A 25,522-nucleotide genomic window follows, 5' to 3' on the forward strand; every position below is an offset into this window, starting at 1 on the left:
CGCGCGTTTCAGCGGAGCTCACCGGCCCCTACAAAGCCTTCTTCAGCTTCCTCGTACACACGGGTTTGAGGTTTTCCGAGGCGACAGCCCTCGAGGCGCGGGATTTCCTGTCGGCCCCTCCCGGCCAGCTTGTCGTAAATATCGTTAGACCACGGACCAGAAACGAGGACAACGTCCCATACATCGGGCCCCCAAAGACTAAGCAGTCGAAGAGGTCAATCGCCCTTACTGCCTCAACATTCGCAGTGTGCTGCGCCCTTCAGTCTCGGCTGCAGCAAAGGGAGGGGTCGTCTTGTTGGACACCGCCGGAACGCACATAGATCATCGCCGCGCATGGGGAGTATGGGATCTTGCCCTGATGAAAGCGCAGGCCAAAGGACTAACCATGCGGCCGCATGCACGACCTTCGCCACACAAACGCGTCCTGGTTGTTGCATGCCGGCCTCAACATCTACAAACTCCAAAAACACCTGGGCCATCGTTCCATCACGACCACTTTGGATAGGTACTCGCACCTTCCCAGAAGGACTGAGAGACATGACTGCTGCCATGGATCGCGCCTTTGGTACTGGTTCCTGATGGATGGATCACGCTGGCCTACGTTTCCCCATCCCTCTGCAGTGCTGCGAGAAAGAACGGAAAGTGTCATTGGGGGGAGCGATCGGCGATTTCAACCGGAAATAAGCCCTGCGCCGAGGTTGGCCGTAGGCGGGTGGCGGTCCGAACCCAGACTTAGCGCTTGGCGCGGGAGCTTGGCGCGGGCTGGAAGTAATCGGTCAGGAAGCCAGCCAGGACATCGGACAGGATCAGCACGAGCCCCGGCCAGAGCTCGAGCGGGCCGACGTACTCGCGGATGTCAATCCTGAAGAGGACCACCAGGAGGACCATGAGGAGTATGTAGGCGACCGCCAATGCTCCTCCAATCATGGCGATCATGCTCCCCCGGGTGCGCCTCTTCTTCCTGGGGAACTGTTTCGCGTACTCCTCGGCGGTGCCGAATTCGGCTTCCGCGGGAGTCCCCGTGGCGGCCTCATGCGCCCGCACCTCCTCGAGTGTTTCGGCGATCTCGGGTTCTGACAACCCCCGCAATCTGAGGTTGAAGGTCAGGTTCCGCTCGTAGCTCATGGTTGTTCCTGTCGGGTCGTGCGGATGTCGGTGAGGGCCTGGCCCATCCGGTTCCAGGCGGCTGCCAGGCGGTCCAGCTCGCTCCGGCCTTGTCCGGTGAGGGTGAACTGCTTGCGGCCAGGACCTGCCTGATCGTGCAGCCATGTGTGCTCAACAAGGCCCTGGTCTTCCAGCCTCTTGAGGAGGGGGTACAGCGTTCCGCCCTTGATGCGTGTGAAGCCGCTCTGCCGGAGGACCTCAGCGATGGCATAGCCGTGGCTTTCCCCGTGGCTGAGCACCGCGAGCACTGCGTGCGGGAGCGCCGCGCGGGTCAGTTCCTGGTCGAAGTCGATGTCGCTCACGACTAGATAGTCTCACTAAATAGATAGCTCCACAACGTTCAACCAGGAGCCGTGCCTGCAGCGCGGCGGAACCATCAATGGCAAGCTGGTTTCCGCAGGGGAACGGCACCGGACAGCGTCGCGCTGACGGCCGTTCCCGCAGACCGCGACAGGCGGTCATGACCGGAAGGGAGGGCCACCCGTGCCTGAGACGCCGCAAGAAGAGTATGTAGCTGAGCTGACGGAGGCTCTCGAACTCCGGGACGTTCCTGCAGCAGCCGCGGCGCACATCGTGCGCGAGGTCCAAAGCCACATCGCCGACTCCGGGCAGGACCCGACCGCCGCCTTCGGAAGCCCCAGCGAGTACGCAGACAAGTTCGCACCGAATCACCCTTCCAGGCTTTGGGAGCTGATCATCGCATCCGTGGTTTTGGCAGCGGGAGGCGGCTACGTGCTGATCTCCGGGGTCTTCGGGTTACTTGCACCAACCCATGAATTGTGGGGCCTGCCACCTTGGATGCGCATTGTGATCGGCTCAGTGGGTGTAGCTTCGTTCATCGCACTGGTCCTCATCGCAGGGGCACGCGCGAAACGCCGATCCCTCGACTGGCAGGCTTAGGCCGCCTTTGCGAACCCGACACAGTTAATGACACAGCGGATCGGTTATGACTGAGGGTTCGTTATAAGGAACGATGAGCGGCCCGGCTTCTCACGCCAGCTGGCAGGATGGATTCCGTGGCGACAACGAGGCGGGTCACGGTTCCGAACCACGAGTGGGTGCTGATGTCCCGGAGTTTCATTCTGGCTCCTGGTGTCGCAGTCCGGGTTTCCTTGAGGACATATGAGACAACAACCCGTACCGGCTTGGTGAGACATTATTGGCCCCAGAAGGCCGGGAAAACCGGCATTGGGCCAAACGTGTTATGACCTATAGTTCATGAGACACGGCTGCATGGATGGCGCTGAATTCGGAACGAGCCAGCAGAGGACTGACGGTCGCGCTGAGGTCGGGCACCCGACGATGGTGATCGGGCGGCCCGCTCTGAGGGAATCTGCGATGCTGTTCAACATGACTGTCATCTTTGAATGGCGCGGAGCCCTGCGGAACGAAGAAATCAATCAGGTCCATGCAGCGGGTTTCGATCACACCCCCGAGGATGAGGATTGGATCGAGAGGCTCTCTCGCCTCAGCCTGGGATGGGTCACAGCGAGAGACGAGCAGGGTCTAGTGGGGTTCGTCAACGTGATCTGGGACGGCAGCGTCCACGCGTTCATCCAGGACACGCTGGTGGCGCAGCGTGCCCGCCGGCAGGGCATCGGGAAGAAACTTCTTTCCCTGGCCGCGGAGCACTCCAGAGCTGCGGGCTTGGAGTGGCTTCACGTGGACTTCGACGACCATCTGAAGAGCTTTTACTTCGACGCATGCGGTTTCCGCCCCACCAGCGCTGGACTCATTCAGCTGCGCTAGCCGGGGCAGGCGTCACCAGCCAGTTCAAGCAGTGAGCCCTTTAGAGGAGCAAGGTGAGGGTGGATTTGTCCGCTCATCGCACCTCCGGTTCCGGGGATTAGCCTTGGGGGGAAGGAAGCGCCGACGACGAGGAGACCCTTGTGACCAGCCCGAGCCATGATTCGCAGGATCCGCGCGCGTACTTCATCATTCGGGACCTGGCGTCGGGTTTGGCAGAAGTCTTCGAAGACCTTCGGTTCGAGCCGCTCTTCAAGCGATACCCTGACACCGTCTCTGTGGTGGCGTTGCTGCCTGGGGATTACGCCGCCGGCGAGCAGGACACGTGGCTGACGCTGTGGCGGGGGCACCGTGAAGGCGGCGGCCAGGAAGGCAGCGGGCAGCGGATGTGGCTGCGGATCGACAGGCCGGCGGACCGTCGTGCCGATGACTGGGTTCAGGCAGTTGATCCGGAGTCCCCCGGTTTTGGATTGGAGTTGCCGGAGGTGGACAGCGTGCTGGAGGGTGTCTCGGGCATGGTGAAGCTGCTCGAAACCGCGGTGCCCGTCCATCGAAGCAACAGCGACACGGACCTGGTGTTCCGCGCGCTGAACGACACGCTGCGCGAAGGCACCGGACACAATGGGTGGGACCCCGACGTGAATCCCTTCGATGATGGCGAAGAAGACCTGGTGGACGGGCTGGTGCAGCTTTGCGTGGAGAGCGGTCTGGAGGCCGTGGATTTCGGTCCCTACGACGCGACAGGTGACAAGCCGTTCGCCACCCGCACGGTGCTGGACCTGACAGACCAGCTGCAGATCACCGTATGGTCCGATCAGGACGGCACCAACTGGATCGATGTCGCCGGTCGCGTACAACAGATGGATGCGCCGCACCTGGAGGTTCCGGCTGAGAACCAGGACGAGGCGGACATGGTCGCAGAACATGCCGCGCAGCTGACCGCGATCCACCATGCCGCCGAGGCTATCTTCCGTGACCTGGACCCGCAAAGCCCCGAGACCGCCTTCGAGCTGCTCAACACGGTGGCCTACGTGGCCATGAACGGCGGGATGGACCTGCCTGATCCCAGCGTCCGCCCCTGGTATGCGTGGGCTGACCAGTTCAGCGGTCACTGCCGGCTCGGCTTCCTGGCCGGGGTAATGCTCGAAGAGAGCCCCTTTGGGAACCTGAACATCAGGGCAACCACCGTGGACCCGGACACGCGGGCGTCCATAGACCTGCAGGTCTACTGGAAGCAGGACGACGAACACGACACTCCCGAGCACTGGCTGGCGGTCGGGACCGCGACAGGGCCGGCCCACGACGTTGACCCCGAGTACCCGGAGCTGCTGGCCGGCGTCGCTGCGGGCGGCCGCGAGCACATTCGGCACGCCATCACCCACCTGCACGAGATGGTGCACTTGGCTGGAGCGATCCTGGAGGCCCGCGCCCAGGAGGCCAGCGATTTCGTTGACGCCAGGAAGGAGTTGGAGGCCGTCCCTGATGAGGTCCAGTACGAGATGGTCCACAGCACGATCGAGGATGCGATCGCCGGGCTGAACGGGACGGCGAGGCTCTACACCGGCGCCATGCCCTCGTAACTTCTACCCAGCGGCGGAGAACGATAATGCCTGAGCGCTACCTTGCCGAGCTGACACAGGGCCTCAGTCCCCTCGAGGCGTTGGCACGGCAGCCGGGGACCGCACTGGCCCGGGCAGTTCCCGCCTGTCCGGGATAGAGTCCTGAGGCTCTTTTCGGGCATCTCGGTTCGATTGAACACGTCCTGAACTCCGAAGCACGCTCAATCGTGTGGACGTGTCACTGGCCGGCCTGGATCAGTCCCTGGTTTCTGGGCAGCAACCCTCCGATGAGCCCTGCCACGGCCGCCGGCAGGGCCACGATACCGGTGATGTGCGGGGCCAGCGACGGGGGCGTCATCACCATTGTGGCGAGGCCCACCAGCACTGCCGGCGCGGCCACACAGATTGTCACCCACAGGGGACTGCCCCTTACTTGGGACCAGATTGCGGCTGCAAGGGACGCGGCCGAGCCGGTCAGCATGAACAGCCTGCCCACCCGCAGCCGCTCGACGAACGCCGGCACGGGCTCGTAAACAAAGAACGCCGTCCGCTCCAAGGCAATACCGGTCAGGACAATGGAGACAATGACCAGAGCGGCCCAGGGCACAGACCTTCCCCTCCACCAGGGGCGGACAATGTAGCGCTCATCGCCATTCAGCCGACTCATCACAAGGTGAGCCTAGCGGGTGCGGGCCTTCGCCGAGGGGTCCTGTGAAGGTCACACCAGGGCGTTGTCCTGGGCGGCTTCAAGTTCGAGCATGAGCTCCTCGGCTGGGACCGCGTCCAGTTGCCCCGTTTCGGCCGGCACCGGGGCCAGTACTGGCGGGACCCAGAAGTCCACCGTCAGCCCGTAGCGGTCGGAGACCGGGTAGCCGTAGCGGGTGGTGTCGGTGAAAGACCGCTGCATCGCAACAGGGCAGCCGGGACGGCCGTAAGCCCAGCCGTAGGTCCAGACGTAGTCGATGCGCCGGTCCGGGAGCAGCTCGGAGAATTCGATGCCCACTCGCCTGGCCGTCAGCTGCGCCCAGTGTGCCGGACGCCACCGTGACGGCTTCCTCCGGGTTCCCGGCCGCGGCGTACGCCTCGGTCCAGAAGGTGTAGCACCGCCGGCAGGAGCGCCCGCAGGTCATCGCACACCAGTCCTGTGCGCCGTTCTGCTTCCTCCGTGCGTGGTTGATGTTCAGGGTGGTGACACGCAGCAGGTGCTGGGCGGGAATCGCAGTCGTCATGGCGCCCTCCTACTTCCGGGCCTGGTTTTTGGCGTCGCGGGCGGCCTTGCGCTGCGCGACTTCGTTCTGACGGAACTGCCGTGACCGGTCAGTCTCAATATCCGCCCGGCCCCAGTAGGCGACCTGGAAGTAGTCGGACTGGGAATCGATGTTTCCGGGGCGACAACGCGCATATAGCGGGAATTCGAGACAGCCGACATGAACACCCCTTGTAGTGGCGGCGAAACAGCAGGTCTGCTGGGTGCAGCCATGCACAGGGTAAAACACCCCCGCGCGTGCGGGGAGGACGTCATGCCGAGCTTGGACATCATCTGCTCGATGGAAACACTGTGGGTCGTGCCGGGGGTCAGCTCTCGCGGGAAGATGCGCCCCGCTACGGTTGCGGTGGTCACGGCGGTGCTCCTTTGCTTGATGATACAAACCAACAGGGACGCTCCCCTGCTGTCGGTGATCATGCGTAGATAACGGCGGAACGGGCATCAGAACCGTATTGAGCCAGCCATCATCCGGCGTGTTCTTTCAGCCGGCAGCACCGGCGCGCTGACGGCATGAACGGCGCAGCAACTACTGCCAAACGGAGGTGGACGGCATGAGCGACGCTCACAACAGCAGGCCCGGGGTCCGGCGAAGGTGCCGGAGGAGAAAGAACCTCGTACGTGGCAGTCCGCTGCTGCCTCGGTCGCCAAGGGCATTACCGGCTTGGCAGGTCTGGGTGGCGCACTGGTCGCTATTTTTGCCTGGTTCCCCATGGCCAGGGACACGCTGTGGCCGAACCTGAAGGAGTACGAGATCGTCTCGTCCCTCCACGCCGGCTACAGTGTTGTGTTTCCACCGCCGCAGTCCCGTTTCCTCTGGGGCGGGAGGCCTCAGCACCCAAAGCTTTAGGCTGCGTCATTGGACGGACGGATCCAAGGGCCAGTGATCGCAAAGGTAAAGCCAGGGGATTGAATGTTGGCGAAGAGCCACTTGCCGTCCTTACTGAAAGCCGGCCCACAGAACTCAGAATCGTTCACTTCGTTCCGGGCCAACGGGTAGGACCTGCCCTGACTGGTCACGCCTACCAGGTGCGAGACGCCGTCGCCGTCCTCCGCCAGGATCAGGCCGCCTTGCGGTGCCACGGTGATGTTATCGGGCCCGTCGAAGTGGCCGCTTTCCGCATTGGGGTTGGGGTTGACCCCGAAGATGGTCTTGAGGGTGATGCTCTGGGTGGCGGGGTCGTAGAACCAGACCTGTCCGTCATGGCTATTGGCGCTGCCGTAAATGATGCGGGCGAAGCTTGAGACGAAGTAGGCTCCATCATCGCCCCACCACTGGCCTTCGAGCTTGCGGACACGGGTGATCTGGTCCTTCGTGAACTGCTTCCGTACTGCGGCGGTGCGAGCGTCACGGTCCGGAACGTCGATCCACTCAACCTCGTAGCGCGTGCCCACCGTGGTGGCCTCGGAGAGGTCCTCGACGTGGGTGGACCCGCGGAAGCACTTCATCGCCTGCAGGCGTCCCGCAACGTCGCCGCCCGAGGACAGGGCGAGGGCCTGCAGCATGCCTTTCCCGGGGCTGAAACCTGAGGGCGGGCTCCAACGCAGGTAGAGGCCATTGGGGTTGCCCGCATCCTCAGTAAGGTAGATCTGGGTGGTGGCAGGGTCGATCGCGACGGCTTCGTGGGAGTAACGGCCCAGAAACTTCAGCGGCACCGTGGAGCGGCCGATGTTGGCCTCGCGGCTGGCAGGGTCCACTTCGAAGACGTAGCCGTGGTCCTTGGTGTTTGTTCCGGATCCGGCACGGTCTTCGGTCTCCTCGCAGGTCAGCCATGTGCCCCATGGAGAGATGCCGCCGGCGCAGTTGTTGTTGGTGCCGGCGACGGACGTGTACTGCCCCACGCGGTTGCCTTCTGCGTCCACGATGAGAGTGGAGGTGCCGCCCTTGGCTCCGGGATCATATGTGAGTCCCTCGACCAGGGGAACGGGGAAGGGCTCCTCTCCGCTGTTTTCATGATTGCAAATCAACACAGATCCCCCGTTGGGACCATCAAACACTCCGATGCCGTCCGGATCTGACGGGTGGATACCTTCGGCCGTTGCCGTTTGGCCGGAACGGGCAAGCAGCTTGTAGGAAAAGCCTTCGGGCAGCGCGAGAATACCGTTGGGGTCCGAAACCAGGGTGCCGTAGCCGACAGCATTGCGGGTGGCAACGTTGGCAGGACGGACGAACGGGGCGAGGCTGCCGGCGCCGGCGAACACGAAGCCCAGGGCGGCGGCGCTTGCGCCGGCCCCGAGGAAGTTACGCCGGGAGACGGGCGTGGACATGGAGGCGCTCCTCAAGGGGAAGGGTTCCTCGGACAGGTCAGTGTCTTGGGACCACCGCCAGGCGAGCTGACGGCGTGGCATCCGCTACAGACAGCTGGCACCTCTCCCCAGGAAGCTCGGGAATCACCCGTCCCGCACCGGCGTCAGTGTCCAGCATGTACCGAGTGTACGAGGACAGCTTGTAGAAAACTTGCGTGAAAGGCTGACCCGGGAAAGTAGCCGCCTCGCCAGACCTTGAACTATGCCGTGAGCGGGCCCTTGAGTGATGCAGCTCGTGCCGTCTGCCCTCTGCTGGCGCTGCGCCACATCCTTTAGTTGTGCGTACTGTCCTGGGGCGATCCACCCGGCGGCATTGCTCAATGGCCAGGGCGTCTACATTGATTCGTTCGATGTTCCAGATGGTACTGATAACTGCCTAATAACAATCTCTCTTCCATTACGGAAGCTTGGGAAAACCTGGGAGTCGCGGCACCCGCCCCCTCACATGAGGGGGGAAAGCGGAATTTCACTCTCAGGGGGCACCCGCATTTCCCAATGCGCCAGCGCGAAACTTGTGGTGTCCCTGAAGCGGAAGGTAGCCGCGAACCGATTGCTTCAGAACGCCGGGTCCGGAACGCATTCCCCCAGAACCTCCGGACCCGGCGGACAACCCCGGCGCTAGTGCCGGTCACGGCGTACCGGTCTAGGCCGCCCTGCATGGTGAACCGGGGGCTGTGTTCGGTTCATCTTCCGCTCCTGGCGTCATGCCTGCCGCCCAGGCCGGTCTATTCGGATAAGCAACAGCAGGATCGTCCGGGTCCAAACGACAGCACTGGCAAAAACCAGGGCGATCGCTTCCTCGGGACGCATAAGTAAATTTACGCCTAGAGGGCAATGAGGCTTGGGCAATAGTGCCGGCGGGCAGATGCCGGCGGCGGTCTCAGTCCGCGAGGGGAACCCGGCGCTGCTGCTTTGGCACCGACCCCGGCAAAAAGGTCACCGACTCCGGCAAAAGATCATCGACAAGGGATCCCGCAGGCTTAACCTTGCCTCGCAAGAACAGACGACGACGGCAAGGTGTGGAAAATGGGCCCTGAGGAAGATGCTGCTGTAATTCAACGTGGCTATGAGGCGTTTGGAGCGGGAGACATGGACGCGCTGCGAAATCTCTTCACCGAAGACGCGATCTGGCACCTTGGAGGCACAGGCGGGCTGACCGGTGACAAGCAGGGCCGGGATGCCATCCTCGCGTATTTCGGCGAGCTGTTCTCGCGGGCCGCCGGGACAGTGAAAGTTGAAGTCGATGATCTGATTAGTGGCCATAAGCACACCGCCGGCTTTCAGAGAGTGCACGCCGAGCGGAATGGAAAGGCCATCGACCAGCGCGCGGCCCTCGTATTCACGCTCCGCGACGGGAAAGTAAGTGAAGTGTATGAGTTCCAGCAGGACAGCGCCAAGGCTGCAGAATTCTGGTCATAGCCGACGTCCGGCGGGACATGCAGGAGAAATGGGAGTCGGCCCGGCAGGCGAATTGACGGATTCTTCAACTTACTGCCCGGTAAGGGTTATCTTCGTTATTGAGAGCGGCTAGGCTACGAAACGGCCGGGGAAGCGTCCCCCGGGCCTGAAGCACTCAGAGGACCAGCTCCATGGCAAACACAGTGACTTTTTCCGTGACGACCATGCCCAAGCCGGGCTCCCAAGGCAGTTTCCGCGACACAGTCCAGAACCTGCCCACAGATCAGCTTGAGGACTGCTTTCTGTCGGTCTTCCACATCAGTGACTCCTATGCCCTGCTCAATGGTGAGGCGCTCCCCGGTGCGCACACAGCCTCCAATGCCGCGCTCCGCGCGTACTTGGCCCGCCGGCTCACCAGCAACGGTGACCTGCTGGATTTCGATGTGAAGATCGATCATGCCTCGGAGTCCGCCCGCTCCCGCTCGTAATCCACGGTTGTGGAGGCCCGCGCCGAAGTTATCCTGCAGTTATGGATGTCCGCTGTGGCTGGCGCCGGCCGCTCCGTCCCTGCCGGCATTGGTCCTTTTGGTTATCAGCCAGGTAATAAACCACAGCAGAATGCCGATGGCTATCAGCCCTCCGGCCACCTGGTACTGAACCGGGTTCCGACCCACCCACGGCCCAGCCAGGAAGGCGCACAGCAGGGCAGCCAGCAGGGGCAGCTGCCCGGGTGAGGTGAACCATACCTTGCGGTTGGGGTCCCTCTTGCGCCGAAGCACCAGGCAGACCACGTTTACCACGGTGAAGACGCACAGCAGCAGGAACGCCGTCGTACCCGAAAGGTTGGCGACGATATTGCTTTCGGGGTCGCTGCTGACGTACCAGATCAATCCGAGCGCGAGCACTGTGGAGAAGAGAATGCCGGCCCACGGTGTGCGGCGGACGGGCAGCACCTTTCCCAACGGTCGCGGCAGGACGTGTGCACGAGCCATACCGTAGATCAGGCGGCTGGCCATCAGCATGTTGATCAACGCGGTGTTGGCCACCGCGAACACGGCCAGGAACGGGAAAATCCTATCGATCGGGAAGTCCGGGGAACCTTTGTGCACCACTTCGAGGAGCGCGGCGCCCTCGGCCTTCCTGATGTCCTCAAGCTCGGTGGGCGAGAGCACGCTGACCACGGAAACAGCCACCAGCATGTAGAGGAGCACTGCTATGCCCAGGCCGGTGAGCATGCTCCTCGGGAAGATCTTTTCGGGCTCCCTGGTCTCCTCAACCATGTTTACTGAATCCTCGAAACCCACCATGGCAAAGAACGCAATGGACGTTGCCGCTGTGACTGCCAGGAACAGGCCCTTGTCCTGATAGTCATTAAAGACGAAGATTTCTCCGGCGTTCCCGGTCCCCTGCGTCAGAACGAAGAAACCGACACCGATGACGATGCACAGCGCCGTCATCTCGACCAGCGTGAGGACAACGTTGAACTTCACGCTCTCCCCCACACCCCGCAGGTTGACCGCCGCCAGCAGCAGCATGAAGCCCATGGCCACTGCGGTGGTCGTTTCCCTTCCGGGCAGGCCCATCCAGCCATTGATCGCGAGGCCGCCGAAAAAGTTCTGGGCAAGCACATTGGCGGATGTTGAAGCACTCGTAATTCCGGAACAGACGACGGCGAACGCCACCAGGAAGGTCACGAAGTGAATGCCGAACGCCTTATGGGTGTACAGCGCTGCGCCCGCAGCCTGGGGGTACTGCGTTACGAGCTCCAGATAGGAGAACGCTGTCAGAGTGGCGACGACGAATGCCAGCAGGAACGGCAGCCAGACGATGCCCCCGACGGTTCCGGCCATGGTTCCCGTGACAGCGTAAACTCCGGCACCAAGGATGTCGCCAACGATGAAAAGGAGCAGGAGCTTGGGTCCAAGGACACGTTTGAGCTGTGGTTCTTCTCCGGCGGCAGGTGCGTCATACAGTTCATCAGAAGTCGTGCTCATGGTGACCTCCACAGCGTGGTCAGCCCCTTCGGCGGCGCCAGCCGCCGAGTTCGGGCCTTATGTGACGTACTTCACTCTCGCCCTCGAATGTCACTTTCGCAACAACAGGCCCGGGAGATCAGCTGGGTACCGAGCCCGCCGATGCCCATTCCTGAAGGCCGGTTCCCGGCATAGACTGCCCGTGTAAGCGAAGATGCTGCCACCTCAAGGACGGCCTCATGACCGTGATCGATCCGGAATTGCTGATCTTTGAGTACAGGCTCCGCTACCGGGGCGTTCCAGGGCCGGAGCATTCCCCGCGGGGCTACCCGATGCGATGGGAGATTACCGTTACGACTGCCAGCGGGACGGCAGGCAGTTCTGACGCAAGACAGACTGACGGCATTGCCGAGGGGCGAGAAGTGCAGGTGGGCAGCGCCGTCGTGCAGATTGTCCCGAAAGCCGGAATGATTAATCTGTTCGTTACGACGGATGGTGCCGATCCTGAGATGACACGGATCGCGGACATGCTCACCGCCGAGCGCCCGGACCTGGTCAGTGAGTACCTGCAGGACGGCGGGGACCTGATGATCGTCTCTACCTTGGAGATCCTCCCCGAGTACCGCGGCGGCCGCATGGGATACACGGTCCTGCACGCGATTGTGGAAACTGTGGGCCGGTCCGTGGACCTGGTCGTCGTCCACCCTGTGCCGGCCGCGGGCTGCGGTTCTCCCCCGGAGGGTTCGGCGGAGTATGAAGAGGCTAAAGCCGCTCTTAAGGCATACTGGCAGGACTTCGGGTTCGACGAGGCAGCCGGCGAGTATCTGGCCTTTGCCAAGAGGCGGCTTCTGGAATAGCCGGCGTCGAAGGTCCCCCGACGTCGAAAGGCCCCGCAGGTGCGGAGCCTTTCGTATTGCCTGGACTTCAGACTCAAACGCGTTCGCCGATCCGGTCAGGCTGATCAGCAGCGCTCTTTTCCATGCGGGCCAGGTAGGCCCACATCCTGGATTCCTCTGTCTGCACCTGAGGTTCGGGGGCCCTGTCAGGCCTCGTCTCCTGGCGGTCTTCGGTTTCCCGGGCGCGATCCTTCCTGTAGCTCCGCCACCCCTCGCACGATGAATAGCACATCACCGACCTCCTTAGTGTGGGTGTGGTTAAATCCTCCTCCCATTCCATCCCCGCGTCGAGACGGGGACGCTGGAAAGGGAACCGAATATCAGGACAAGCGCGTGCGGACAATCTCGCTCACAGCTTTCCCATCGAAGCGCCCGGCAACCCGTGCGGTCACAGGCTTCATCACGGCGCCCATCTGCCGCACTGACAGCTCGGCGCCCTCCGCCCTGAGGGCCTCGATGGATTCATCCACGATCGCTTCGACCTCGGCTGCCGTCAGCGGCTGGGGCAGGTACGCCTCGATGACCTCAGCCTCGGCAACTTCCGCTGCAGCACGGTCGTTCTCCCCCGCTTCCGTATAAATCCGGGCGGTGTCGCGGCGCTTGGCAGCCTCCTTTTGCAGCAAAGCCGTGACCTGGGTGTCATCGAGCTCCACCGGCGTCTTGCCTGACTTCTCACGCGTTTCAATTTCACCAAGGACATTACGGACCGTAGTGAGGGCCACCTTGTTGCGGTCCTTCATGTGGGCGACAACGTCGGCGTGCAGGCGTTCCTTCAATGTGCTCATGGCTTCCTCATCCAGCAGTAGCGGCACCGTAAGGGCGTGGGTAATCCCATCGTGCACCCTTGAGGGCCGCCTGCACATCTGCCCTGCCTGCCGGCGGTAGCCTTGATGCCTATGGTTTCTTTCACCGCAGCAGTCCCGACCGTGCCCGAGGACTGGTGGAACCGGATAGCCGCAGGTTTCGCCCGGTCCGAGGTTCCGGCAGTCACCGTTACCGAGCTGCTCACCGTCGTCCTGATCGCCGTCGTCCTTTCTGTCCCGAACGCAACGTGGCGGTATTTCGGTTTGTTCGCGACAGTGACGCATGAACTTGGACACGCGTTTGCGGCTCTAACCAGCGGCCAGCGTCTGGGCGGAATCAAGCTCAGGCTCAACCACTCCGGCACCACCACCTCGTTTACGCGAGGGCGTTTCGCAGCGGTGTGGTCAGGATTCTGGGGGTATCCCGTCCCCGGCGTTACGGGTGCGGCCCTGGTCTGGTCAGGCTTCAATGGCTGGGGACCCGCAGCCATGTCCACCGGGCTTCTGGTTTTGCTTGCATCCCTGATCTTCATCCGCAATGCGTCGGGTGTGCTGATCCTGCTGGCAACAGTGGCCTGTGCCGGAGCCCTGGTCCTGGCAGTGCCCTCAGTATTCGCGGGGCATATAGCCATCATCCTGGGACTTGCCCTGCTCGTAGCCGCCGTCCGGGATCTGGGCAAGCTCACGAACGTGCACCTTCGCAGGCGCGATCAGCTGGCCACCTCCGACGCGTACATCCTGTACCGGGCGACCGCGGTACCCTCCGGGGTGTGGATCGCCCTTTTCTCCCTCGTCGTGGCCGTTTCATGGATTGTTGCCTGGCAGCGGATGTCGCGGATCTTCGCAGGTGGCGCATAGTGTGGGTTCATGAATGAGAAACCCAGCAGCGTCAGGGAACACAGCACTAAGGGCGCCTACGTCACCGGCGGTGAATTCAACCGCGACACGAACTACATCGAGGACAGGATCACCCGGGACGGACACCCTGGGCCCAACGGTGAACCGGGCTGGCCAGTAGAGCCGGGCCGCTACAGGTTGATCGCTGCCCGTGCCTGCCCCTGGGCCAACCGCACCGTCATCGTCCGACGTCTGCTGGGACTGGAGGACGTCATCTCGCTCGGCCAGCCCGGCCCCACGCATGACGCCCGTTCCTGGACCTTCGACCTTGACCTCGATGGCAAGGATCCCGTCCTCGGCATCGAGCGGCTCCAGGAAGCGTACTTCACCCGGTTCCCGGACTATCCGCGCGGCATCACCGTTCCCGCCATCGTCGACATCGCCAGCGGTGCGGTGGTGACCAACAACTATCCGCAGATCACCCTTGACTTCTCCACGGAGTGGACCGACTTCCACCGGCCTGGCGCCCCGCAGCTCTATCCGGAACACCTCCGGAACGAAATCGACAGTGTCAACAAGCGAGTCTTCACCGAGGTCAACAACGGCGTCTACCGGTGCGGTTTCGCCGGCTCGCAGGAAGCTTACGACGCCGCTTACGCCCGCCTCTGGACGGCGCTGGACTGGCTGGAGGAACGGCTGGCACGGCAGCGGTACCTCGTAGGCAATTCCATCACCGAGGCTGACGTCCGGCTCTTCACAACTCTTGCCCGGTTCGACGCCGTCTACCACGGGCATTTCAAGTGCAACCGGAACAAGCTCAATGAGATGCCGAACCTGTGGGGCTACGCCCGGGACCTGTTCCAAACCCCAGGCTTCGGGGACACCATCGACTTCGTACAGGTTAAGCAGCACTATTACATCGTCCATGAGGACATCAACCCCACCGGCATCGTCCCCGCCGGACCCGACCTTTCCGGGTGGCTCACTCCCCACGGCCGGGACGCACTGGGCGGCAAACCTTTCGGCGAAGGAACCCCGCCTGGGCCTGTCCGCGCCGGGGAAGAAGTTGCCCCCGGGCACGGAGCCGGCTGACGGCTGCCGTGCCGGGCGTCGGGCCGGCGGTGGTTTATCCATTTGTTGCATGCGGGATGCCAACCTAGTGTTGGCCCGATGAGCACCGCGAAGCAGGAGACTGCAGCCAGCGAATCATGGGCGCGGAGGCTTGGCCTGGCTATGGCCGAACGAATCCGGCGTGCCCTTGCGGCTCCGCGGCTACAGCTGGCGGCCAAAGCAGGCCTTGCCGCCGGCCTGGCGTTCCTCACCGCCCCCCACATGCCGGGCGCCGCTGCCAACTACGCCTACTACGCGCCCCTGGGCGCCCTGGTGGTGATGTACGAAAACGTCGCCGGCTCCATGCGACAGGGACTCCAGACTCTCGCAGGCCTCGCCGTAGGAATCGGACTGGCCTTCCTGCTTCTCCGTTTCGGCGCGACGCCGCTTTCAGTAGGTTTGGTGATGGCGCTAGGGGTGTTGCTGGCCGGGCTTCCCCGGGTTGGGGCCGGCCGGGACTGGATCCCGACGGCGGCGCTGTTGGTCCTGCTGGTGGGCGGCAGCAATCCCGACGATTTCTCCTACGGCTACCTGTTCCAGATGGGGGTCGGCGTCGCGGTGGGCGTCGCCGTCAACCTGCTCGTCTTCCCGCCCCTCCACTTCAACGCGGCCGCCCTGAGCCTGGCCGAACTGCGGTTTGCCCTGGCCCGGCAGCTGAAGGATATGGGAGCGGCAGTCCACGAAAAGTGGCCACCGGAGCACGAGGACTGGTCCCTTCGCTCCGACGAGCTGGCAAAGTCAGCGGGGTCTGTCCGCGCCGCCGTCCAGAAGGCCGATGCAAGCCGGGAAGCGAACCCGCGGCGGCGCTTCCACCCCCGCAACGTGGACCTGGATTACCGCAACCTCCGCGACCTGGAACGCATCACGTTCTACATCCAGGACATGACAGAGGTCCTCGCCGAAGTTATCTGGAACAAGGACCTGCCCTTCACCATCCCCATGGCCCACAGCGAGCCCCTGGCCAAGGCACTTACCACCGTCGGAGAGGTTCTGCGCGCGGCCGAAGAGGAAGACGAAGAGCGGCAGCACGAGCTGAAGCAGGAAGCGCACCGAGCTGTCGACGCCCTGAGGGCGCGCATCCTTGAAGACGACGCCGACGCTGGCGCGCCAAGCGCCGCCGAGTCCATCCTGCTCAGCCTCCACCGGATCCTGCGTGTGACCCGGGCGCAGGACAGCTAAGCGTTTAGCCTGTCACAGGGCAGTGACGGATCCGCTGAAATACCGGCGGCCCGAACTTGGGCTCCAGGCCACGTAATCCGACCTCAGCAACGCGTCACCCTCCCCCTGCGCGGTGGAGATCTCCAGCGCGACGCGTGCCGGGAGGTACACGGGCGCCTCGAAGGAAACGTCCCAGCGGAACGAGTCGCCCTTGGCGGTGCCGACCACCGCGAGCGCCCGTGACGCCAGGTACATGCCATGGGCGATTGACCGCCGCAGCCCCAGGGCTTTCGCAGAGAGCGCGCTGAGGTGGATGGGATTAAAATCCCCGGAGACGGCCGCGTAAGCACGCCCGGTGTCGACTCCCAACTGCCAGACCGCCGTCGGGTTCGGCGCTTTGAAGTCCCCCGGACGCCCCACGGCCGAGGCCTTATCTATCCCGGGAAGAAAGATGCCCTTCGCAAGATACGTCGAAACTCCCCGCCAGCGGACCATACCGTCCCCTGAACCGCGGATTTCGGCCACGACGTCCAGTTGGGTCCCTGCCCGATGGGCGCGCAGCCCCTCCGCGCGGGCAGTAATGTCCAAGCGCTCGGTAAAGAGCACCGGGATGAACTGTTCGACCACATTGCGGAGGTGGATCATGCCCAGCAGCGGCAAGGGGAAGTCATCCCTGTTCAGAACGCTCATCGCCACGGGGAAGGCCATGGCATGCATAAACCCTGCGGGGAGTACATCGCTGGCGGACTCACCGATCAGGTGCTGGTAGGCGGTCAGGTTTTCGACGTCGGCCCTTGCCTCGCGAACTTCATGGCTCACGGCAGGCAGGGCGTCACCGGCCGGGGATCCCAGGATCCGGCGCCGTGCCGCCCCGGCAGCCGCATTCACATACAGCTTGGACAGCGACGGCATCTCGCCCAGGATGACGGGCTGGCCCACGCTCATGCCCCCACCAGATTTTGTCCGCACACTCTCAGCACCTCTCCGGATATGCCCCCGGCGGCGTCGCTGGCGAGGAACGCGATGGCTTCGGCAACGTCCTCAGGCCGTCCGCCCTGCTGGAGCGAATTCAGCCGCCGCGCAATCTCCCGGGGCGCAAACGGCATCCGGGCCGTCATTTCCGTCTCAATGAAACCCGGAGCCACAGCATTGATGGAACCGCCGTACTCCGCGAGCAGGGGGGCCGTGGCCCGGACCATGCCGATCACGCCCGCCTTGGAGGCCGCATAGTTCGTCTGCCCCCTGTTGCCAGCGATGCCGCTGGTGGACGCCACCGAGACGATTCTTGGAGCGGAGCGGAAGAGGCCGGAAGGCAGGAGGACATCATTGATCCTCAGCTGGGCCTCGACGTTCACTGCCATGACGGAACTCCACCGCGCATGATCCATGTTCACCAGCAGCTTGTCCCGGGTGATGCCTGCATTGTGCACCATGATGTCCAGCCGTCCGTGCCGGCCGGCGTGGTCAAGGATCCGCTCGCCGGCGTCCCGCCGCGTGACATCGAGCTGGAGCGCGGTGCCGCGGATCCCGTTGACGACCGCTGCCAGATGGTCTCCCGCGGCGGGAATGTCCACAGCCACCACCGTTGCTCCATCCCGGTGCAGCGTCCGGGCAATGGAAGCCCCAATGCCGCGGGCGGCGCCCGTGACGACGGCGACCTTTCCGGCGAGGGGTGCATCGGGTGCTGCGGCGAGGCTGCCCGACGCCGACCCGACCCGCAGCAACTGCCCGTCGACGAAGGCCGACCGGCCCGAGAGGAAGAACCGGAGCGCACCGAGCACGGAGGGAGCGGTGGTGCCGACGCCGCCGGCAAGGACGATGCCGTTGCCCGTGGCTCCGGCCCGCAGTTCCTTGGCCAGGGAACGGAGCAGGCCGCCCACCGCTTGGCGGGCGGCAGCAGCGGCCGGGCGGCTGCCGTCGGGATCGCGGGAAATGATGATCACGCGCCCGTTCGGTGCCAGCTCCCGCAGGGCGTTCCCCGCCGAAAGCACCGGCTGTTCAAGGTCGGCAAGTGATTCAAGATCGTCCAGCGCCAGCAGAACCGCGCCGAGCCGTTCCCTGGCAACAGGGTGCCGCCGGACATCCAGGTTCCAGGCCACGAGCTCCCCGGCCAGGTCATCCGCTCCAGTACCGGTCCCTATGACCAGCACAGGTCCGGCAACGAGGGGCTGGCCGGGTTCGTAGCGCCGGAGCGCGGCCGGCTGCGGAAGCCCTAGCTTCCTGGCAAGGTCCTTGCCCGGATCCTTGCTGACCAGCCGGGCGTATGTATCCGTCATCGAAATCCCCTAGCGTGCTTCCAGCAGTGCGGCGACGCCCTGTCCACCGGCAGCGCAGACGGAAATGAGGCCCAGGGCGGGCCGCCCATTGACGGTGCCCTTCTCGTGCAGCATCTTGGCAAGTGTCGCCACGATACGGCCCCCGGTGGCCGCGAAGGGGTGCCCCGCAGCCAGGGAGGAACCGTGGACGTTGAGCCGGGAACGGTCTACCTTGCCGAATGCGCCGTCCAGTCCAAGCCGTGTCCGTCCGAATTCCTCGTCCTCCCAGGCGGCGAGCGTGCTCAGGACGGTTCCGGCAAAGGCCTCGTGGATTTCAAAGTAGTCAATATCGTCCAGGGTCAGGCCGTTGCGTGCTAGCAGGCGCGGCACAGCGAACGCCGGGGCCATCAGCAGGCCGTCCTTGCCATGGACAAAGTCCACTGCCGCGGCTTCACCATCCACGACAGTTGCGAGCTTGGGCAGACCGTGACTGTCAGCCCACTCCTCCGAAGCCAGCAAAACGGTAGAGGCTCCGTCGGTCAGCGGAGTGGAGTTGCCAGCCGTCATGGTGGCTTCCGAGCCAAGGTTGCGCCCGAAGACGGGCTTCAGGGTGGCCAGCTTCTCAAGGCTGGTGTCCGGGCGAAGGTTCGAGTCCCGGCCCAGCCCCCGGTAGGGGGTGAGGAGGTCGTCGAAGAATCCGGCGTCATAGGCGGCGGCGAGATTGCGGTGACTGTTGTAGGCCACCTCGTCCTGCGCCTCGCGGGTGATCTTCCACTGGGCAGTGGTCAGGGCCTGGTGCTCCCCCATTGACAGGCCGGTCCTGGGTTCGCCGGTGCTGGGAGCGTCGGGAGCAAGGTCCTTGGGGCGCAGCCTCGCGAGAACCTGCAGCTTCTGTGGCAGAGTTTTGGCCCGGCTCAGGTCCAAAAGGATTTCCCGGAGCCCCTCGCTCACTGCAATCGGCGCATCGGATGCGGAGTCCACACCGCCCGCGATGGCCGACTCAATCTGCCCCAGCCTGACCTTATTGGCCAGGCCGAGCACCGCTTCCAGCCCGGTGGCGCAGGCCTGCTGCAGGTCATAGGCGGGGGTTTCGGCAGAGAGAGCCGAGCCGAGGACGACTTCGCGGGTGAGGTTGAAGTCGCGGGAGTGCTTGAGCACCGCGCCGGCAGCAACTTCTCCGATCCGTTCATCCTGCAGGCCGAAGCGGGCCACCAGGCCGTCAAGGGCAGCTGTGAGCATGTCCTGGTTTGAGGACTTCGTATAGGCGCCACCAGTGCGGGCAAAGGGAATCCTGTTGCCGCCCACCACAACTGCCGAACGCAGGGTTGGGCCGGACGAGGCCACAGCTTCCCCGGTTCCATTAAATGAGTGCCCCTCAGTGGACATGCGAGTCTCCTTTGTTCCGCGCGGGTTATCGATACCCAGCGTACCTGATACGCTGGGTATCGTGAACAACCTCCTGCCTTCCGCCGGTTCTGAACCCGAAGCCGCTGCCATCGACGGCCGGGCTTCGAGATGGCAGTCTCATCGTGAGGAGCGCCGGAGGGAACTCATCAAAGCTGCCCGTCGGGCGGTCCACCTCCTAGGCAGCGACGCCTCGATGGAAGACATCGCCGCCGCCGCCGGAACCTCAAAGTCCGTTTTCTACCGGTACTTCCGGGACAAAGCCGGACTTCAGCAGGCCGTGGGAGACGTGGTACTCAACCAGATGCAGCGGCGAATCCAGGAGGCGGCGCAGGCGGCCCAGACCCCGCGCGAGGGCCTGCACGCCATGGTCTCGGCCTATCTGCAGATGGCCGAGACCAGCCCTAACGTGTACACGTTTGTTACCCGGTACTCGGCATCGGATACCGACGGCGGCCAGGGCATCGCCACGGCCGGGGCGCTGGGCCACTTTTTTGACGCTATCGCGGACATGATCGCCCGGCCCATGCGCGCCCACCTCGGTCCGGGCAAGGAAGCTGTGATCGGCTACTGGCCGAACGCCGCGATCGGGCTTGTCCGGAACGCGGGTGAACAGTGGCTGGCCAGCCCCGACTCCCCCGAGAAGCCTGATCAGGAAACGATGGCACGCCAGATCACGGCCTGGCTGTGCCTGGGTATCGCACCCGAGCTCAACGACGTTCCCTAACCTCACATCTGTTCAGACCAACGAAGGAATCGACATGACTGAACTAGCAGACCGTCCCCCTGGCACCACCATCGGCGCAGTCGACGGCGGCCGGCCGGCCGTTGACGTGGCGGCACTGCATGAGCAGCTGCTGGGGAAATGGGCGGACATCCGGCGCCAGGCGCGGGAACTTGCAGCGAGGCCCGAGCTGCACAAGATCGAGGGCCTGACGCACACCGAACATCGGCAGCGCACGTTCGGCCAGCTCCGCTACCTTGTGGACAACGGAGGCGTGCACCGCGCGTTCCCCTCGGACGTGGGCGGTTCAGACGACCACGGTGGCAACATTGCAGGATTCGAGGAACTGGTCACCGCCGACCCGTCCCTCCAAATCAAGGCCGGCGTGCAGTGGGGACTCTTTGGTTCGGCCGTGATGCACCTGGGCACCGGTGAGCACCACCGGAAGTGGCTGCCGGGCATCATGAACCTGGAAATCCCGGGCTGTTTCGCCATGACGGAGACGGGGCACGGTTCGGACGTGGCGAGTATCGCCACCACCGCCACGTACGACGCCGGCACCCGGGAATTCGTCATCAACACGCCATTCCGTGGTGCCTGGAAAGACTACATCGGCAACGCCGCCGTCGACGGGCTCGCTGCCGTGGTGTTCGCACAGCTCATTACCCGCGGCGTGAACCACGGGGTCCATGCCTTCTACGTGAATCTGCGGCACCCGGACACCAAGGAGTTTCTGCCCGGGATCGGCGGCGAGGACGACGGCGTCAAGGGCGGCCTGAACGGGATCGACAACGGCCGCCTGCACTTCAGCAATGTCAGGATCCCCCGCACGAACCTGCTCAACCGCTACGGCGACGTGGATGCCGACGGACATTACAGCTCGCCCATCGCCAGCCCGGGCAGGCGCTTCTTCACGATGCTTGGCACCCTCGTGCAGGGCAGGGTCAGCCTCGACGGGGCCGCTGTGGCGGCCTCAAAGCTCGCCCTGAAGACTGCCATCACCTATGCCGCCGAGCGCCGTCAGTTCAACTCCTCCTCGCTGACCGAGGAAGAGGTGCTCCTTGACTACCAGAGGCACCAGCGCCGGCTCTTCACCCGTCTGGCCACCACTTACGCCGCCGCGTTCGCCCATGAGCAGCTGCTGCAGAGGTTCGATGACGTGTTCTCCGGCCCGGAATGCACCGACGCGGACCGGCAGGATCTCGAGACTCTCGCCGCTGCCCTCAAGCCGCTGAGCACGTGGCACGCGCTGGACACCCTGCAGGAGTGCCGCGAGGCGTGCGGCGGCGCCGGCTTCCTGATGGAGAACCGTTTCGCCTCACTCCGCGCAGACTTGGACGTCTACGTCACCTTCGAGGGCGACAACACAGTGCTGCTGCAGCTGGTGGCCAAAAGGCTGCTGGCCGACTACGCCAAGGAATTCCGCAACGTCAACTTCGGGGTGCTGGCGCGCTACGTCGTGAACCAGGCGGCGGGTACCGCCATCCACCGGACCGGCCTGCGGGGTGTCGCGCAGTTTGTGGCGGACACCGGACTGCCCCAGAAAGCGGCCATCGCGCTGCGGGATGAGGAGAGCCAGCGCACCCTGCTATCGGACCGGGTGCAGACCATGGTTGCCGAGGCGGCCGCTTCGTTGAAGGGGGCCAACAGGCTCCCGCAACGCGAAGCTGCCGCCGTCTTCAACCGGCACCAGAACGAGCTGATCGACACGGCGCAGGCGCACGCCGAGCTGCTGCAGTGGGAAGCGTTCACTGAGGCCCTGACGCAGGTCAGGGATCCAGGGACGAAGAGCGTGCTCACGTGGCTCAGGGATCTCTTCGGGCTCTCCCTGATCGAGAAGAACCTGTCCTGGTACCTGATGAACGGCCGGCTTTCCATGCAGCGGGCGCGGACCGTGGGCGCCTACATCGACAGGCTGCTGGTCAAGATCCGGCCGCACGCCCTGGACCTGGTGGATGCCTTCGGTTACGGTCCGGAGCACCTTCGGGCCGCCATCGCTACCGGAGCGGAGCAACTGCGGCAGGACGAAGCACGCCAGTTCTACCGCCTCCAGCGGGCCAGGGGCAACGCCCCTGTCGACGAAAAGTCAGCTTAAACCCCCGACGGCGGCGTTCCCACTTTGGGGAGCGCCGCCGTCGGGCGTGATGTCTGGCGTTGATAGAGCAGGCAGCTTCAGCTGCTGCTATTTGAGCACTGAACGGTAGACGTCGAGCGTGGTCTCGGTAATTGACTCCCACGAGAAGTGCTCCTCGGCGCGGCGCCTGCCGGCCTCGCCCATGGCTCGGGCGCGCTGGGGGTCGGAAACCACTTCGGTCAGGGCAGCGGCAAAGTCCGTGACGAACTTCTCCGGATCCAGCGGCGTACCAGTGCCGTCGGTGACCTGTTCGAGGTCCACGAGCAGCCCGGTGTCACCGTGCTGCACCACCTCCGGGATTCCGCCGGTGGCGCTGGCCACCACGGCGGCGCCGCAGGCCATGGCCTCGAGGTTCACGATGCCGAGCGGTTCGTAGATGGACGGGCATGCGAAGGCGGTGGCGTGGCTGAGGACCTGGATGAGTTCGTTGCGGGGCAGCATCCGCTCAATGAGCACAACGCCGCTGCGCTGGCTCTGCAGCTCCTCGATCAGCCGTGCGGTTTCGGCGGCGAGCTCGGGGGTGTCGGCGGCTCCGAGGCAAAGCACCAGCTGCACGTCGGCGGGGAGCTTTGCGGCAGCACGCAGGAGGTAGGGAACCCCCTTCTGCCGGGTGTTCCGTCCCACGAACACAACGCTGGGCAGCTCGGGATCGATGCCGAGGGAGCGGACAACGTCGTCGTTTTCGTCCCGGTTCCACAGGCTGACGTCGATGCCGTTGTGCACCACCTTGACCTTGGCCGGGTCAACCTCGGGGTAACTGCGCAGGATGTCCTGGCGCATGCCTTCGGACACGGCGATGATCGCGGCGGCCGCCTCGTAGGCAGTCTTCTCGACCCAGGAGGACAGCGCGTAGCCGCCGCCGAGCTGTTCGGCCTTCCATGGGCGGAGCGGTTCCAGGCTGTGGGCGCTGAGCACGTGCGGGATGCCGTGCAGCAGCGAGGCGAGGTGTCCTGCCATGTTGGCGTACCACGTATGCGAATGGACCAGGTCGGCTCCCTGGACGTCCGGAACGATGCGAAGGTCGACGCCGAGGGTCTGGACGGCCGCGTTCGCGGATCCGAGATCCTCAGGGACCGAGTAGGAGGTCACGTGCGCCCCGTGGTAGTCAGCATCCCTGGGTGCACCAAAGGCACGCACCTGCAGGTCTACCTGCCGGGCCAGGACCCGGCTCAGCTCGGCCACGTGGACACCCGCACCGCCGTAGATCTCCGGCGGAAACTCTTTAGTCACAATGTCTATTCGCATGATGCCCAAGGTAGTCCTTGACGCTTATCTGTTCTAGTGTGAAGAAGTCCGGGCGTGCCGGACTGTTGGGGAGTTTACGAAGGTGTACAGGGAGCGACTACTATGCCGTTGACTAAAAAAGTATTGGCGATTGTCCTGGCGGGCGGAGAAGGCAACCGCCTGATGCCGCTGACGGCAGACAGAGCCAAGCCAGCCGTGCCTTTTGCGGGCAGTTACCGGCTAATCGACTTCGCCCTCTCCAACCTCGTGAACTCCCGGTATCTCCAGATCGTGGTCCTGACCCAGTACAAGTCCCACAGCCTTGACCGCCACATCTCCGAAACCTGGCGCATGTCCACGCAGCTCGGCAACTACGTCGCCTCCGTTCCCGCGCAGCAGCGCGTGGGCAAGAGCTGGTTCCTGGGCAGCGCCAACGCCATTTACCAGTCGCTGAACCTGATCCACGACGCCAATCCTGACATTGTTGTCGTAGTCGGTGCCGACCACGTCTACCGGATGGACTTCGCGCAGATGGTGGAGCAGCACGTTCTCAGCGGCGCCAAGGCCACCGTTGCCGCCGTCCGGCAGCCGCTGCACATGGCCGACCAGTTCGGCGTCATCGAGGTGGACCAGGCGGACCCGCAGAAAATTGCGGCGTTCGTTGAAAAACCAGCGTCAACGCCGGGCCTTGCCGCCGACCCTAGCCAGTTCCTGGCGTCGATGGGCAACTACGTCTTCAACGCCGACGCCCTGGTCGACGCGCTGCACGTTGACGCCGAACGCCTCGACACCAAGCACGACATGGGCGGCGATATCATCCCCTACTTCGTGAACCGTGGCGAGGCCGGAGTCTATGACTTCACCCTCAACGACATCCCCGGGTCCACGGAACGTGACCGCACCTACTGGCGCGACGTCGGAACGATCGACTCGTTTTACGATGCCCACATGGACCTGATCTCGCCACTGCCGGTGTTCAACCTGTACAACTCCGAGTGGCCCATCTACACCCGCCAGAGCATCTCTCCGCCCGCGAAGTTTGTCCGCGGCGACAACAATACTGTCGGAACTGCCCTTGATTCCATCGTGGCCAGCGGCGTGGTCATCTCGGGCGGCATCGTGGAGGGCTCGGTGCTGTCCAACGACGTATACGTCGGAACCGCCAGCCGGGTCATTGACTCCGTGCTGATGGACAAGGTCCAAATCGGTGGGGGTGCCGTAGTACGGCGGGCCATCATCGACAAGAACGTGCGTGTCCCTGACGGTGCAGCCATTGGCCTCGACCCGGAACTGGACCGCGCCCGCGGCTTCAAAGTCACCGATTCGGGCATCACGGTGCTCTCCAAGGGGCAGTTCGTGCCGGAGCCGGACGACGCCGAGCGCGCGCTGTCCGCCGCAAACCTGCATTTGGTCCCCGATGCTGTGAAGGCCGCGACGGAGAACTGGCCAGAGGTACGCAGTTCGGTTGAGCAGGTGGGCAAGGTCCATGCTGCAGCTGTCGGCGTTGACTCCCCGCCCCAGCCTGCTGTTCGTTCCTGATTCCGGCTGCCGCCAACTCACCGAGGC

At 64.0% G+C, this 25,522-nt stretch carries 24 protein-coding genes and 1 pseudogene; 13 read left to right on the forward strand and 12 right to left on the reverse strand.

The genetic code is table 11. From position 1 onward, the window contains the following. Positions 1 to 395: 395 nt before the first annotated feature. Positions 396 to 461 (forward strand): annotated as a pseudogene (locus tag M1E01_RS09620) (hypothetical protein); the annotation flags it as partial. 271 nt (positions 462 to 732) lie between these two features. On the opposite strand, the gene M1E01_RS09625 reads toward M1E01_RS09620, so the two are convergent. Both M1E01_RS09625 and M1E01_RS09630 read right to left on the reverse strand, forming a co-directional pair. Then, on the reverse strand, positions 733 to 1,125 hold the full coding sequence (locus M1E01_RS09625) for a hypothetical protein (RefSeq protein ID WP_457975032.1): 393 nt from the start codon (positions 1,123 to 1,125) through the stop codon (positions 733 to 735). Continuing rightward, positions 1,122 to 1,466, reverse strand: coding sequence for a PadR family transcriptional regulator (locus M1E01_RS09630; protein ID WP_457974793.1), 345 nt, complete (start codon positions 1,464 to 1,466; stop codon positions 1,122 to 1,124). Before M1E01_RS09630 ends, M1E01_RS09625 begins: the two co-directional genes overlap by 4 nt. Positions 1,467 to 1,647: 181 nt before the next feature. On the opposite strand from M1E01_RS09630, the gene M1E01_RS09635 reads away from it, so the two are divergent. The 3 genes from M1E01_RS09635 (at position 1,648) to M1E01_RS09645 (ending at position 4,490) form a co-directional block, all read left to right on the forward strand. Continuing rightward, complete coding sequence (locus tag M1E01_RS09635; RefSeq protein ID WP_457974794.1) at positions 1,648 to 2,064, forward strand: HAAS signaling domain-containing protein; 417 nt, start codon at positions 1,648 to 1,650, stop codon at positions 2,062 to 2,064. Between the two features lie 450 nt (positions 2,065 to 2,514). Beyond that, on the forward strand, positions 2,515 to 2,913 hold the full coding sequence (locus M1E01_RS09640) for a GNAT family N-acetyltransferase (protein WP_457974795.1): 399 nt from the start codon (positions 2,515 to 2,517) through the stop codon (positions 2,911 to 2,913). A gap of 140 nt (positions 2,914 to 3,053) precedes the next feature. Continuing rightward, positions 3,054 to 4,490, forward strand: coding sequence for a hypothetical protein (locus M1E01_RS09645; protein ID WP_457974796.1), 1,437 nt, complete (start codon positions 3,054 to 3,056; stop codon positions 4,488 to 4,490). A 217-nt stretch (positions 4,491 to 4,707) separates the two neighbouring features. On the opposite strand, the gene M1E01_RS09650 is transcribed toward M1E01_RS09645, so the two are convergent. The 3 genes from M1E01_RS09650 to M1E01_RS09660 all read right to left on the reverse strand — a co-directional run bounded on the left by M1E01_RS09650 (position 4,708) and on the right by M1E01_RS09660 (position 8,001). Next, positions 4,708 to 5,136, reverse strand: coding sequence for a hypothetical protein (locus M1E01_RS09650; RefSeq protein ID WP_457974797.1), 429 nt, complete (start codon positions 5,134 to 5,136; stop codon positions 4,708 to 4,710). A gap of 51 nt (positions 5,137 to 5,187) precedes the next feature. Continuing rightward, positions 5,188 to 5,472, reverse strand: a complete 285-nt coding sequence (locus tag M1E01_RS09655) for a hypothetical protein (protein WP_457974798.1) — start codon at positions 5,470 to 5,472, stop codon at positions 5,188 to 5,190. A gap of 1,107 nt (positions 5,473 to 6,579) precedes the next feature. Then, positions 6,580 to 8,001: an alkaline phosphatase PhoX gene (locus M1E01_RS09660; protein WP_457974799.1), complete on the reverse strand. Its 1,422-nt coding sequence runs from the start codon at positions 7,999 to 8,001 to the stop codon at positions 6,580 to 6,582. Between the two features lie 1,065 nt (positions 8,002 to 9,066). On the opposite strand from M1E01_RS09660, the gene M1E01_RS09665 reads away from it, so the two are divergent. Both M1E01_RS09665 and M1E01_RS09670 read left to right on the forward strand, forming a co-directional pair. Further along, positions 9,067 to 9,459 (forward strand): nuclear transport factor 2 family protein, encoded by a 393-nt coding sequence (locus M1E01_RS09665; protein ID WP_457974800.1) that lies wholly within the window; start codon positions 9,067 to 9,069, stop codon positions 9,457 to 9,459. A gap of 170 nt (positions 9,460 to 9,629) precedes the next feature. After that, positions 9,630 to 9,926 (forward strand): hypothetical protein, encoded by a 297-nt coding sequence (locus tag M1E01_RS09670; RefSeq protein ID WP_457974801.1) that lies wholly within the window; start codon positions 9,630 to 9,632, stop codon positions 9,924 to 9,926. 39 nt (positions 9,927 to 9,965) lie between these two features. Here the strand turns inward: M1E01_RS09670 and M1E01_RS09675 are convergent, their stop codons facing one another. Continuing rightward, the gene (locus M1E01_RS09675) at positions 9,966 to 11,432 is read right to left on the reverse strand and encodes an APC family permease (RefSeq protein ID WP_457974802.1); all 1,467 of its coding nucleotides are present in this window, start codon (positions 11,430 to 11,432) and stop codon (positions 9,966 to 9,968) included. 218 nt (positions 11,433 to 11,650) lie between these two features. Here M1E01_RS09675 and M1E01_RS09680 point away from each other — a divergent pair, with 218 nt between their 5' ends. After that, a complete protein-coding gene (locus M1E01_RS09680) occupies positions 11,651 to 12,268 on the forward strand; it encodes a hypothetical protein (RefSeq protein ID WP_457974803.1) in 618 nt (205 codons plus the stop codon). Positions 12,269 to 12,341: 73 nt separating this feature from the next. Here the strand turns inward: M1E01_RS09680 and M1E01_RS09685 are convergent, their stop codons facing one another. Next, positions 12,342 to 12,539, reverse strand: a complete 198-nt coding sequence (locus M1E01_RS09685; RefSeq protein WP_457974804.1) for a hypothetical protein — start codon at positions 12,537 to 12,539, stop codon at positions 12,342 to 12,344. A gap of 88 nt (positions 12,540 to 12,627) precedes the next feature. Beyond that, positions 12,628 to 13,092, reverse strand: coding sequence for a GatB/YqeY domain-containing protein (locus tag M1E01_RS09690; protein WP_457974805.1), 465 nt, complete (start codon positions 13,090 to 13,092; stop codon positions 12,628 to 12,630). A gap of 111 nt (positions 13,093 to 13,203) precedes the next feature. Between M1E01_RS09690 and M1E01_RS09695 the strand changes: the two genes are divergently transcribed. The 3 genes from M1E01_RS09695 to M1E01_RS09705 all read left to right on the forward strand — a co-directional run bounded on the left by M1E01_RS09695 (position 13,204) and on the right by M1E01_RS09705 (position 16,236). Next, entirely contained in the window at positions 13,204 to 13,968 is a 765-nt protein-coding gene (locus tag M1E01_RS09695) for a M50 family metallopeptidase (protein WP_457974806.1), read from the forward strand. A gap of 9 nt (positions 13,969 to 13,977) precedes the next feature. Further along, complete coding sequence (locus tag M1E01_RS09700; RefSeq protein ID WP_457974807.1) at positions 13,978 to 15,039, forward strand: glutathione S-transferase family protein; 1,062 nt, start codon at positions 13,978 to 13,980, stop codon at positions 15,037 to 15,039. 78 nt (positions 15,040 to 15,117) lie between these two features. Next, complete coding sequence (locus M1E01_RS09705) at positions 15,118 to 16,236, forward strand: FUSC family protein (protein ID WP_457974808.1); 1,119 nt, start codon at positions 15,118 to 15,120, stop codon at positions 16,234 to 16,236. A 12-nt stretch (positions 16,237 to 16,248) separates the two neighbouring features. Here M1E01_RS09705 and M1E01_RS09710 read toward each other — a convergent pair whose 3' ends face one another. The 3 genes from M1E01_RS09710 to M1E01_RS09720 are packed head-to-tail and all read right to left on the reverse strand — an operon-like array spanning position 16,249 to position 19,856. Continuing rightward, positions 16,249 to 17,160: a MaoC family dehydratase gene (locus tag M1E01_RS09710; protein ID WP_457974809.1), complete on the reverse strand. Its 912-nt coding sequence runs from the start codon at positions 17,158 to 17,160 to the stop codon at positions 16,249 to 16,251. Further along, positions 17,157 to 18,491 carry a 3-oxoacyl-ACP reductase gene (locus tag M1E01_RS09715; protein WP_457974810.1) on the reverse strand — a complete coding sequence of 445 codons (1,335 nt, stop codon included), beginning with the start codon at positions 18,489 to 18,491 and terminating at the stop codon, positions 17,157 to 17,159. The genes M1E01_RS09710 and M1E01_RS09715 overlap by 4 nt, the downstream gene beginning before the upstream one ends. Positions 18,492 to 18,500: 9 nt before the next feature. Further along, positions 18,501 to 19,856, reverse strand: coding sequence for an acetyl-CoA C-acetyltransferase (locus M1E01_RS09720; protein ID WP_457974811.1), 1,356 nt, complete (start codon positions 19,854 to 19,856; stop codon positions 18,501 to 18,503). On the opposite strand from M1E01_RS09720, the gene M1E01_RS09725 reads away from it, so the two are divergent. Together M1E01_RS09725 and M1E01_RS09730 are read left to right on the forward strand one after the other, a co-directional pair. Further along, complete coding sequence (locus M1E01_RS09725) at positions 19,855 to 20,601, forward strand: TetR/AcrR family transcriptional regulator (protein WP_457974926.1); 747 nt, start codon at positions 19,855 to 19,857, stop codon at positions 20,599 to 20,601. The two genes, M1E01_RS09720 and M1E01_RS09725, sit on opposite strands and share 2 nt — an antisense overlap. A gap of 34 nt (positions 20,602 to 20,635) precedes the next feature. Further along, positions 20,636 to 22,693 carry an acyl-CoA dehydrogenase family protein gene (locus M1E01_RS09730; protein WP_457974812.1) on the forward strand — a complete coding sequence of 686 codons (2,058 nt, stop codon included), beginning with the start codon at positions 20,636 to 20,638 and terminating at the stop codon, positions 22,691 to 22,693. An 87-nt stretch (positions 22,694 to 22,780) separates the two neighbouring features. Here M1E01_RS09730 and glgA read toward each other — a convergent pair whose 3' ends face one another. Continuing rightward, positions 22,781 to 23,977 carry a glycogen synthase gene (glgA, locus tag M1E01_RS09735; RefSeq protein WP_457974813.1) on the reverse strand — a complete coding sequence of 399 codons (1,197 nt, stop codon included), beginning with the start codon at positions 23,975 to 23,977 and terminating at the stop codon, positions 22,781 to 22,783. A gap of 102 nt (positions 23,978 to 24,079) precedes the next feature. Between glgA and glgC the strand changes: the two genes are divergently transcribed. Continuing rightward, positions 24,080 to 25,495, forward strand: coding sequence for a glucose-1-phosphate adenylyltransferase (gene glgC / locus M1E01_RS09740; protein ID WP_457974815.1), 1,416 nt, complete (start codon positions 24,080 to 24,082; stop codon positions 25,493 to 25,495). The last annotated feature ends 27 nt before the right edge of the window (positions 25,496 to 25,522 follow it).

This window comes from Arthrobacter sp. D1-17, from assembly GCF_054130535.1.

Bases quoted from the DNA above. Each gene is read 5' to 3' on its own strand.
- M1E01_RS09625 (WP_457975032.1), bottom strand. From the start codon at position 1,125: ATGAGCTACGAGCGGAACCTGACCTTCAACCTCAGATTGCGGGGGTTG.
- M1E01_RS09730 (WP_457974812.1), top strand. From the start codon at position 20,636: ATGACTGAACTAGCAGACCGTCCCCCTGGCACCACCATCGGCGCAGTC.
- M1E01_RS09725 (WP_457974926.1), top strand. From the start codon at position 19,855: ATGCGAGTCTCCTTTGTTCCGCGCGGGTTATCGATACCCAGCGTACCT.
- glgC (WP_457974815.1), top strand. From the start codon at position 24,080: ATGCCGTTGACTAAAAAAGTATTGGCGATTGTCCTGGCGGGCGGAGAA.
- glgA (WP_457974813.1), bottom strand. From the start codon at position 23,977: ATGCGAATAGACATTGTGACTAAAGAGTTTCCGCCGGAGATCTACGGC.
- M1E01_RS09705 (WP_457974808.1), top strand. From the start codon at position 15,118: ATGAGCACCGCGAAGCAGGAGACTGCAGCCAGCGAATCATGGGCGCGG.
- M1E01_RS09710 (WP_457974809.1), bottom strand. From the start codon at position 17,160: ATGAGCGTGGGCCAGCCCGTCATCCTGGGCGAGATGCCGTCGCTGTCC.
- M1E01_RS09700 (WP_457974807.1), top strand. From the start codon at position 13,978: ATGAATGAGAAACCCAGCAGCGTCAGGGAACACAGCACTAAGGGCGCC.
- M1E01_RS09660 (WP_457974799.1), bottom strand. From the start codon at position 8,001: ATGTCCACGCCCGTCTCCCGGCGTAACTTCCTCGGGGCCGGCGCAAGC.
- M1E01_RS09640 (WP_457974795.1), top strand. From the start codon at position 2,515: ATGACTGTCATCTTTGAATGGCGCGGAGCCCTGCGGAACGAAGAAATC.
- M1E01_RS09650 (WP_457974797.1), bottom strand. From the start codon at position 5,136: ATGAGTCGGCTGAATGGCGATGAGCGCTACATTGTCCGCCCCTGGTGG.
- M1E01_RS09715 (WP_457974810.1), bottom strand. From the start codon at position 18,491: ATGACGGATACATACGCCCGGCTGGTCAGCAAGGATCCGGGCAAGGAC.
- M1E01_RS09670 (WP_457974801.1), top strand. From the start codon at position 9,630: ATGGCAAACACAGTGACTTTTTCCGTGACGACCATGCCCAAGCCGGGC.
- M1E01_RS09665 (WP_457974800.1), top strand. From the start codon at position 9,067: ATGGGCCCTGAGGAAGATGCTGCTGTAATTCAACGTGGCTATGAGGCG.
- M1E01_RS09720 (WP_457974811.1), bottom strand. From the start codon at position 19,856: ATGTCCACTGAGGGGCACTCATTTAATGGAACCGGGGAAGCTGTGGCC.
- M1E01_RS09685 (WP_457974804.1), bottom strand. From the start codon at position 12,539: ATGTGCTATTCATCGTGCGAGGGGTGGCGGAGCTACAGGAAGGATCGC.
- M1E01_RS09675 (WP_457974802.1), bottom strand. From the start codon at position 11,432: ATGAGCACGACTTCTGATGAACTGTATGACGCACCTGCCGCCGGAGAA.
- M1E01_RS09695 (WP_457974806.1), top strand. From the start codon at position 13,204: ATGGTTTCTTTCACCGCAGCAGTCCCGACCGTGCCCGAGGACTGGTGG.
- M1E01_RS09690 (WP_457974805.1), bottom strand. From the start codon at position 13,092: ATGAGCACATTGAAGGAACGCCTGCACGCCGACGTTGTCGCCCACATG.
- M1E01_RS09680 (WP_457974803.1), top strand. From the start codon at position 11,651: ATGACCGTGATCGATCCGGAATTGCTGATCTTTGAGTACAGGCTCCGC.